Source organism: uncultured Mycobacterium sp. (assembly GCF_964249325.1).
GTDB lineage: Bacteria > Actinomycetota > Actinomycetes > Mycobacteriales > Mycobacteriaceae > Mycobacterium.
In genome coordinates this window covers 1-8,207 of the sequence record NZ_CAXUCH010000200.1, presented here as the reverse complement: position 1 = coordinate 8,207, position 8,207 = coordinate 1, and the positions used below count along the sequence as shown (strand labels likewise).

9 protein-coding genes are annotated in these 8,207 nt (G+C 66.1%); 5 read left to right on the top strand and 4 right to left on the bottom strand.

The genetic code is table 11. The features are described from left to right. Together ACFE99_RS19690 and secY are read right to left on the bottom strand one after the other, a co-directional pair. Positions 1 to 291, bottom strand: a 291-nt coding sequence (locus tag ACFE99_RS19690; RefSeq protein WP_375488111.1) for a nucleoside monophosphate kinase, incomplete at its 3' end; no start/stop codon positions are given. After that, positions 288 to 1,613 (bottom strand): preprotein translocase subunit SecY, encoded by a 1,326-nt coding sequence (gene secY / locus ACFE99_RS19685; protein WP_375488110.1) that lies wholly within the window; start codon positions 1,611 to 1,613, stop codon positions 288 to 290. The genes ACFE99_RS19690 and secY, both read right to left, overlap by 4 nt. Positions 1,614 to 1,858: 245 nt before the next feature. On the opposite strand from secY, the gene ACFE99_RS19680 reads away from it, so the two are divergent. From ACFE99_RS19680 to ACFE99_RS19670, 3 genes are read left to right on the top strand one after another with little or no spacing between them, the layout of a single operon-like run. Beyond that, positions 1,859 to 2,785: a class I SAM-dependent methyltransferase gene (locus ACFE99_RS19680; protein ID WP_375488109.1), complete on the top strand. Its 927-nt coding sequence runs from the start codon at positions 1,859 to 1,861 to the stop codon at positions 2,783 to 2,785. 23 nt (positions 2,786 to 2,808) lie between these two features. Beyond that, positions 2,809 to 3,714 (top strand): class I SAM-dependent methyltransferase, encoded by a 906-nt coding sequence (locus ACFE99_RS19675; protein WP_375488108.1) that lies wholly within the window; start codon positions 2,809 to 2,811, stop codon positions 3,712 to 3,714. Between the two features lie 9 nt (positions 3,715 to 3,723). Beyond that, positions 3,724 to 4,623, top strand: a complete 900-nt coding sequence (locus ACFE99_RS19670) for a class I SAM-dependent methyltransferase (RefSeq protein WP_375488107.1) — start codon at positions 3,724 to 3,726, stop codon at positions 4,621 to 4,623. Here ACFE99_RS19670 and ACFE99_RS19665 read toward each other — a convergent pair. After that, positions 4,604 to 5,959: an FGGY-family carbohydrate kinase gene (locus ACFE99_RS19665; protein ID WP_375488106.1), complete on the bottom strand. Its 1,356-nt coding sequence runs from the start codon at positions 5,957 to 5,959 to the stop codon at positions 4,604 to 4,606. The genes ACFE99_RS19670 and ACFE99_RS19665 overlap by 20 nt on opposite strands. 21 nt (positions 5,960 to 5,980) lie before the next feature. Here ACFE99_RS19665 and ACFE99_RS19660 point away from each other — a divergent pair, with 21 nt between their 5' ends. Further along, entirely contained in the window at positions 5,981 to 6,970 is a 990-nt protein-coding gene (locus tag ACFE99_RS19660) for an NAD(P)-dependent oxidoreductase (protein WP_375488105.1), read from the top strand. Then, a complete protein-coding gene (locus tag ACFE99_RS19655) occupies positions 6,967 to 7,623 on the top strand; it encodes an L-fuculose-phosphate aldolase (protein ID WP_375488104.1) in 657 nt (218 codons plus the stop codon). Before ACFE99_RS19660 ends, ACFE99_RS19655 begins: the two co-directional genes overlap by 4 nt. 8 nt (positions 7,624 to 7,631) lie before the next feature. Here ACFE99_RS19655 and ACFE99_RS19650 read toward each other — a convergent pair. Continuing rightward, a partial coding sequence (locus tag ACFE99_RS19650) for a helix-turn-helix transcriptional regulator (protein WP_375488103.1) occupies positions 7,632 to 8,207 on the bottom strand: 576 nt, incomplete at its 5' end.

The following is an 8,207-nucleotide window of genomic DNA, read 5'->3' as shown; positions in this document are numbered from 1 at the left end:
GTGCAGCGCCTTGGCTTGGTCCAGCGACCGCGGGTAACCGTCCAGAATGAAACCGGCGGCCGCGTCGGGCTCATCGAGCCGCTGATCGACCAGCTTGTTGGTCACCTCTGAGGGCACCAGGTCGCCGGCGTCGAGGTAGCGCTTGGCCGCCAGACCCAGCTCGGGGCCGCGGTCGATGTTTTGCCGAAACAGCTCGCCGGTGGAGATCTGCGGTACGCCCAGTTTGTCGGCCAGCTTGACAGCCTGCGTGCCCTTGCCGGCCCCCGGCGGTCCCAGCAAAACAACTCTCACTTCAAGAACCCTTCATAGTTGCGCTGCATGAGCTGGCTTTCGATCTGCTTGACCGTATCCAAACCGACACCGATCATGATCAAAACCGCGGTACCGCCGAACGGCAAATTCTGCACCGTCCCGGTATTGCCGATTTGCAGGAAAAGGTTGGGCAGCACCGAGATCACGCCCAGGTAGATCGAGCCGGGCAGGGTGATGCGACTCAGCACAAAGCGCAGGTAGTCCGCGGTCGGCCGGCCCGGCCGAATACCGGGGATAAACCCGCCGAACTTCTTCATCTCGTCGGCCCGCTCGTCTGGGTTGAACGTGATCGACACATAGAAGTACGTGAAGAAGATGATCAGCCCGAAGTAGATGGCGATGTAGACCGGGTCCGCGGGGTTCGACAAATAGCTGCCGACGAATTTGTCCCACCACGTGTTGCCCATCCCGCCGGTACCGCTGCGGACCAGCTGGGTGATCAGGTGCGGGATATAGATCAGCGACGAGGCGAAAATGACCGGGATAACGCCGGCCTGGTTGACCTTCAGCGGCAGATACGTCGACGTGCCGCCGTACATGCGCCGACCCACCATCCGCTTGGCGTATTGCACCGGGATACGGCGCTGGCCCTGCTCGACGAACACGACGCCGACGATGATGATCAGCGCCGCCACGCACACCGCGGCGAAGATCACCCCGCCCCGGCTGTCCAGGATGGACTTGCCCTCCGCGGGAATACGGGCGGCGATGCCGACGAAGATCAGCAGCGACATGCCGTTGCCGATACCACGCTCGGTGATCAGCTCGCCCATCCACATCACCAGCCCGGCGCCCGCAGTCATCACCAGCACGATCACCACCAGAGTGAAGATGCTCTGGTCGGCCATGATGTCCAGGCTGCAGCCCTGCAACAGGCCGCCGTTGGCGGCCAGCGCCACGATGCTGGTGGCCTGCAGGATGGCCAGCGCTATCGCCAGGTAGCGGGTGTATTGGGTCATCTTGGCCTGGCCGGATTGGCCTTCCTTGCGCAGTTCTTCGAACCGCGGGATGACCACCGTCAGCAGCTGCACGATGATGCTGGCGGTGATGTAGGGCATCACTCCTACCGCAAACACCGTCAGCTGTAACAGCGCGCCGCCGGAGAACAGGTTGATCAGCGAATAGATTTGCGCTGCCTCACCGCCGCTGACCTGCGCGATGCATTTCTGCACATTCGGGTAGTTGATGCCGGGCGACGGGATGGACGCGCCCACCCGGTAGAGGATTACGATGCCCAGCGTGAACAGGATTTTCCGGCGCAGGTCGACTGTTCGCAGCGACGAGATGAAAGCCGAAAGCACTCTTCCTCCTGCGCAGCCGGGCTATGCGGCATGATTGGCTGGCCTGGCCAGCATTGGGTAAGTCCTCGTCACGCGCCGAGCTCCCGCGGGTCCCGACGTGCGGAGTCGCGCGTCAAACAGTCTACGAGACTAACAGCGCCGGCAATGGTCACCGGCAACCAGCGTAGAGTTTCCGTAGTCATTATATTGGCTAATTATCAACTGGTGATCGGTGCTATGAGTCGGAGGGATAGTCGAGGACGCGGATGGGCAGCGCACGGTTCGAAGGCGATACCTGGGATCTGGCGTCCAGTGTCGGGGTGACAGCGACGATGGTGGCGGCCGCACGCGCCGTGGCCACCCGATCCCCCAATCCGCTGATCAACGACCAGTTCGCCGAGCCGCTGGTGCGCGCGGTGGGCATTGAATTCTTCACCAAAATGGCAAGCGGCGAGCTGCAGCCGCGCGATCTCGACGACGACACCGCCAAGGGCATGCGCCGCTTCGCCGACGCGATGGCCATCCGCACCGAGTACTTCGACAACTTCTTCGGCGACGCCACCGCGGCAGGTATTCGCCAAGCGGTGATCCTGGCATCCGGGCTGGATTCCCGCGCCTACCGGTTGGCGTGGCCGGCCGGCACGGTCGTGTTCGAAGTCGACCAGCCGCAAGTGATCGACTTCAAGACCGCAACCCTGGCCACGCTGGGTGCGCAGCCGACGGCGGACCGGCGCACAGTGGCGATCGACTTGCGCAACGACTGGCCCGCGGCCATCACCGAGGCCGGATTGGATCCGGCGCGGCCGACCGCCTGGATCGCGGAGGGCCTGCTGGGCTACCTGACCGCCGAAGCACAGGACCGGCTGCTCGACCAGATCACTGCGCTGAGCACGCCCGGCAGCCGCTTCGCCACAGAGGGACTGCTCGACGTCAACTACGTGAGCGAACACGAACTTCGTCGACGCATGCAGCGCCAAGCCGAACGGTGGCGCAGTCACGGCTTCGAACTCGACATGGCCGCCCTGGTGTATTTCGACGACCGTACCGACGCCGGCACGTACCTGGCCGACCGGGGCTGGACGACGGTCAGCACCAGCACCACGGACCTGCTGGCCAAGCATGGGCTGCCGCCGATCGACGCCGACGACGCCCCCTTCGGAGAGGTGGTCTACCTCAGCGCAGAACTGCGTTAAAGACCCAGAACTGGTTAGAGGCCATGACCCGCAGCGACAGAGATACCTGGGATCTGGCCTCCAGCGTGGGCGCGACCGCCACCATGGTCGCAGCCGCGCGTGCGCTGGCCAGCGAAGAACCTGACCCGATCATCACCGACCCGTTCGCCGCCCCGCTGGTGCGGGCGGTGGGCATCGAATTTTTCACCCGCCTCGTCGACGGCGAGATCGCCAACCCACATGAGCAATCCGGGCGCGACCTGCAGCTGGAGACCGACTCAATGGCGGTGCGCACCCGGTTCTTCGACGAGTTCTTCATGGCCGCCGCTGCAGCCGGTATCCGCCAGTCAGTGATCTTGGCTGCGGGTTTGGACTCACGGCCGTACCGACTGGGGTGGCCTGCCGGCAGCGTGGTCTACGAAGTCGACCAGCCGAAGGTCATCGAATTCAAGACCGCTGCGCTGTCGGCGCTGGGTGCTGCCCCTGCAGCGGAGCGGCGAACGGTCGGCATCGATTTGCGTGCCGACTGGCCAGGGGCGTTGCGACGCAGTGGATTTGACGAGACGACACCGACGGCGTGGAGCGCCGAGGGCTTGTTGATGTATCTGCCGCCGGACGCACAGGACCGGCTCTTCGACAACATCACCGCGCTCAGCGCCCCCGGTAGCAGGCTGGCCACCGAATTCCACCCTGACTCCGGCCTGACCATGTCTCAACGTGCCCAGGAGTTCAACCGGCGATGGGCCAACCTCGGCTGCGACATCGACTTGTCGGGGCTGTTCTATGAAGGCCAGCGCAGCAATGTCGTCGAGTACCTGACCAACCACGGCTGGCAGGTGAACACCCGGCTTCGGCAGGAGTTGTTCACCGACTACGGTCGAACGTTTCCCGACGACGACGAGATGGCGGCGTTCGGCAACATTGCCGCCGTCACCGCGATACGCGAATAGGAGTATCGGATGCCACGTGCCGATAACGACAGCTGGGACCTGGCCTCCAGTGTCGGAGTCACCGCGACCATGGTCGCCGCCTCGCGAGCGATGGCTTCGCAGGGCCCCGATCCGCTGCTCGACGATCCGCTGGCTGATCCGCTGGTCCGAGCGGTAGGTCTGGAGCCCTTCGTCCGCCTCATCGACGGTGAGATCGACATCGACGACGACCCGATGCTGAATCGGAAGACAAGGCGAGAGCGGATTGCCATCAGGACAAGGTTTTTCGACGACTTCTTCGTCAGCGCTGGCGAAGCGGGCGTACGCCAGGCCGTGATCCTGGCCTCCGGCCTGGACACCAGGGCCTACCGGCTGGCGTGGCCGGCAGGCACGGTGGTCTACGAAATCGACCAGCCGGGCGTCATCGAGTTCAAGACCCGAACCCTGGCCGATCTCGGCGCCACGCCGACTGCCGAGCTCCGCCCGGCGGGCATCGACCTGCGTGACGACTGGCCGACGGCCTTGCGCCAGAATGGTTTTGACATAAGCCAGTCCACGGCGTGGAGCGCCGAAGGCCTACTGCCGTATCTACCGCCTGAGGCGCAGGACCGGCTCTTCGACAACATCACGACGCTCAGCGCTCCCGGCAGCAGACTGGCCACCGAGCATTTCCCCGAACGCAACGCCTTCTCGGACGAGCGGGCACAGCGGCTCACCCAACAGTGGCACCGCCTCGGCCTGCACCTCGACGTGTCCGACCTGTTCTATCTCGGCGAACGCAGCATCATCATGGACTACCTGACCAGTCATGGGTGGCAGGTGACCGCCTATCCCGCGCGAGAGCTCTACCAGCGCAACGGCTTCGAATTCCCCGAAGATGTTCTGGCCGCCTTCGGCGAAATGAGCTACGTCAGCGCGGAACTGCGCTAGACCGACTAGGCCGCTCGGCGAGCTCGAGAAAGCGATGGTACCGGCCTTCGATCTCGGTGGCCCACGCGGGATCGGGCTCGACGATGCGCTCGGTGGCGGCCCACCTTGCGGCGTCAGTTATCGACGATTCCAGGCCACATGCCACCCGCCCGAGGAACGCCGAGCCAAGCGCCGCGCCCTCGGCAACCGCCGACACCTCCACGGGTCGGCCGGTAGCGTCGGCGATGGCCTGCATCCACGGTTGGATCCGCGTGCCACCGCCGGCCGCCACGATGCGGCCGGTGGGTACCCCACTGAGCTCGAGGATCTGGCGTACGACGAACCCCGAGGCCTCGTAGGCGGCCCGGAGCAACGATGCCGCGTCGTGGGTGAGATCCAGGCCGTCGAGCACGCCGCGACGATCCGGATCGTGAAACGGCGTGCGCTCACCGCGCACATACGGCGACCACACCGGTACCCGCCGCGGGTCGGTAGCAGCCGAAGTCTCCCCTGCCACAAGGCGATCCACCCAGCCGAGGAATAGACCGCCGGCGTTGCTGGCTCCCCCGATCTGATACTTACCCGCCGCCGTGTGCGGGACGGTCCACAACCCTGGAACACGGCGAAATTCCGAGATCGTCGTCCACACGATCAACGTGGTGCCACACAGCACCAGCACGTCGCCGTCGTGGTCGGTCCCGGCCACGATCTGCTCGCATAGGGCATCAATGGCGCCCACGGCCAACACGGCGCTGCTTCCACGTACCCGGCCGGCGGCTGCGCCGGTCATCTCTACCCGGGGCATCTGGTCAACCGCGACGCCGCAGTCGGCGCACGCATCGGCGCTCCAGCCGGTGCCGTCGAACAGCGGAAGGGTGGTGTAGGCGGTGGCGTGATCGACCACCGCTTCGCCGGCCAGGGCGTAGTTGGCCACCGCGGGCGCGGGCCAGTACCCGGCCGCACCAGGCGCTTCGGCGGCGGACCAGCGTAAGAATCCGACGGCTTCGCCCACCGGCGGAAGGGGTTGGTCGGGAGCCGCTGCAACACGGCCCCGACTGTCCCCGTAGAGCAGTCCCGGCGTGATCGGTCGGCCGCCGGAGTCGACGGCGGTCAGCGACGGCACCATCGCCGAGACGGCCACGGCCAGGGCGTCGGGGCGGCCCAACCGATCGAGCGCTTCCAGCGGACCCTGCCGCCACGCCTCGTCGGCGTCGTGTTCCAGCCGGTCGGGTGCCGGCACTCGCAGCTGATGCGGCACGCGTGTTCTGGCCACCACCCGCCCGTCCGCGTCGGCGGCTACCGCTTTGACAGCGGTGGTGCCGATGTCGATGCCGATTGTGACGTCTTTGCGTGACACGGGCGTCACCGTACGCCAGCATTGGCAATCGTGACTCGTGCTTTGGTGACGGCTCCCTTGCGCGGCGACGGGTTCGAGAAGTTGCGGCGGCTGGCTGACGTGGTGTACGACCCGTGGATCGACCAGAAGCCGCTGCGCATCTACACCGCCGAGCAGCTGGCCGAGCGGATCTCCTCGGTTGGAGCCGATGTCGTTGTGGTCGAAAGTGATTCGGTCGGCGGCCCGGTGTTCGAGCTGGGCGTGCGGGCCATCGCCTCCACCCGCGGCGATCCCAACAATGTCGACGTCGCCGGCGCCACCGCGGCCGGTATCCCGGTGTTGTTCACTCCGGCCCGCAACGCCGATGCGGTCGCCGAGATTACGCTGGCACTGCTCTTCGCCGCCACCCGCCACGTGCTGGCCGCCGATGCCGACGTGCGGGCCGGACAAGTGTTCCGCGACGGAACGATTCCCTATCAACGGTTCCGGGCCTGGGAAATCGCCGGTTTGACCGCCGGTTTGATCGGCCTGGGCGCGGTCGGGCGTGCCGTGAAATGGCGGTTGTCCGGATTGGGAGTGCGGGTCATCGCCTACGACCCCTACAACGACGAAGCGCAGCATACCCTGGACCAGCTGCTCGCCGAGGCCGACATCGTCTCGTTGCACGCACCGGTCACCGACGACACGGTGGGGATGATCAGCGCCAAGCAGTTCACCGCCATGCGTGACGGCGTGGTGTTCCTCAACACCGCGCGGGCCCAGTTGCATGACACCGACGCGCTCGTCGACGCGCTGCGCAGCGGCAAGGTGGCCGCAGCCGGCCTGGATCATTTTGCCGGCGAATGGCTGCCGACCGATCATCCGCTGGCGGGCATGCCGAATGTGGTGCTCACCCCGCATATCGGCGGGGCGACGTGGAACACTGAGGCGCGACAGGCGCAGATGGTGGCCGACGACCTGGAAGCACTGCTGTCGGGCCGTAAGCCCGCGCATATCGTCAACCCGGAGGTGCTAGGACCATGGGGTCCGTGAAATTCGTCGACAACGCGGAGGCCGCGGTGCTGGCCGCCGCCAAGGACATGCTGCGGCGCGGACTGGTCGAGGGAACCGCCGGCAACATCTCGGCCCGCCGCGAGGACGGCAACCTGGTCATCACCCCCTCGTCGGTCGACTATTCGGAGATGACGCTGGCGGATCTGGTGCGGGTCGACCCCGACGGGGGTGTGCTGCAGGCTGCCGACGGACGCTCCCCGTCGACTGAGATGAAGTTGCACCTGGCCTGCTACAAGGCTTTCGACGACATCGGCAGCGTGATCCACAGCCATCCGGTGTGGGCGACGATGTTCGCCATTGCGCACCAATCGATTCCTGCGTGCATCGACGAGTTCGCCATCTACTGCGGTGGGGACATCCGCTGCACCGAGTATGCGGCCTCCGGCACGCCCGAGGTCGGCCAGAATGCCGTCAAGGCATTGGAGGGCCGGGCTGCCGCGCTAATCGCCAACCACGGCTTGGTGGCGGTCGGCCCGCGACCCGATCGCGTGCTGCACGTCACCGCTTTGGTTGAGCGGACCGCGCAAATCGTCTGGGGTGCAAGGGCTCTCGGCGGCCCCGTGCCTCTCCCCGAGGATGTCAACGCCGGATTCGCCGGGATCTACGGCTATTTGCGGGCCAACCCGATGTAGGCCAGGCCTCATCGGCCGCGCCAGGCTCTGGGTGAGCTGCCGTGGTCGCGACGGAACAGCCTGCTGAAATACCCGGGGTCGAAGATCCCGACCCGCCGAGCGATTTCACTGACCGGGAGATCGGTGTCGGCAAGCAGTTTGCGGGCCTCGGTCATGCGACGTTCGATGATCCACTCTTGAACGGTTCGCCCAGTGCGCCGGCGCACAAGCGTGGTCAAGTGTCCGGGTGTCATGCCGATCTCGCGCGCGACATCGCGAAGCGACAGCGGCTCGGCGTGACGGCGGTCGATCACCGCAAACACGTCGGCCAGCAGCGGTTCGCCGCTGCGTCGCAGGTCCCCCACCACATCACCGGCCAGACGTGCGAGGTCGATCAGCAGCAGTGTCAGATGCGCCAGCGCCGCCTGTCGGTAGCCCTCTTGTCGGGTGGTCAGTTCGGTTTCGATCGACCCGATCATGGCGTCCCACGCCGGGCGCCGGTCCGCGGGCACCTCCAGACGCAGCAGTCCGCCGGACTGTCCGTGCAGGAACGGGAACAGCAGCGGGTGCGCCCGCCACGCCGGCCACGGCGATCTCCCGTCGCC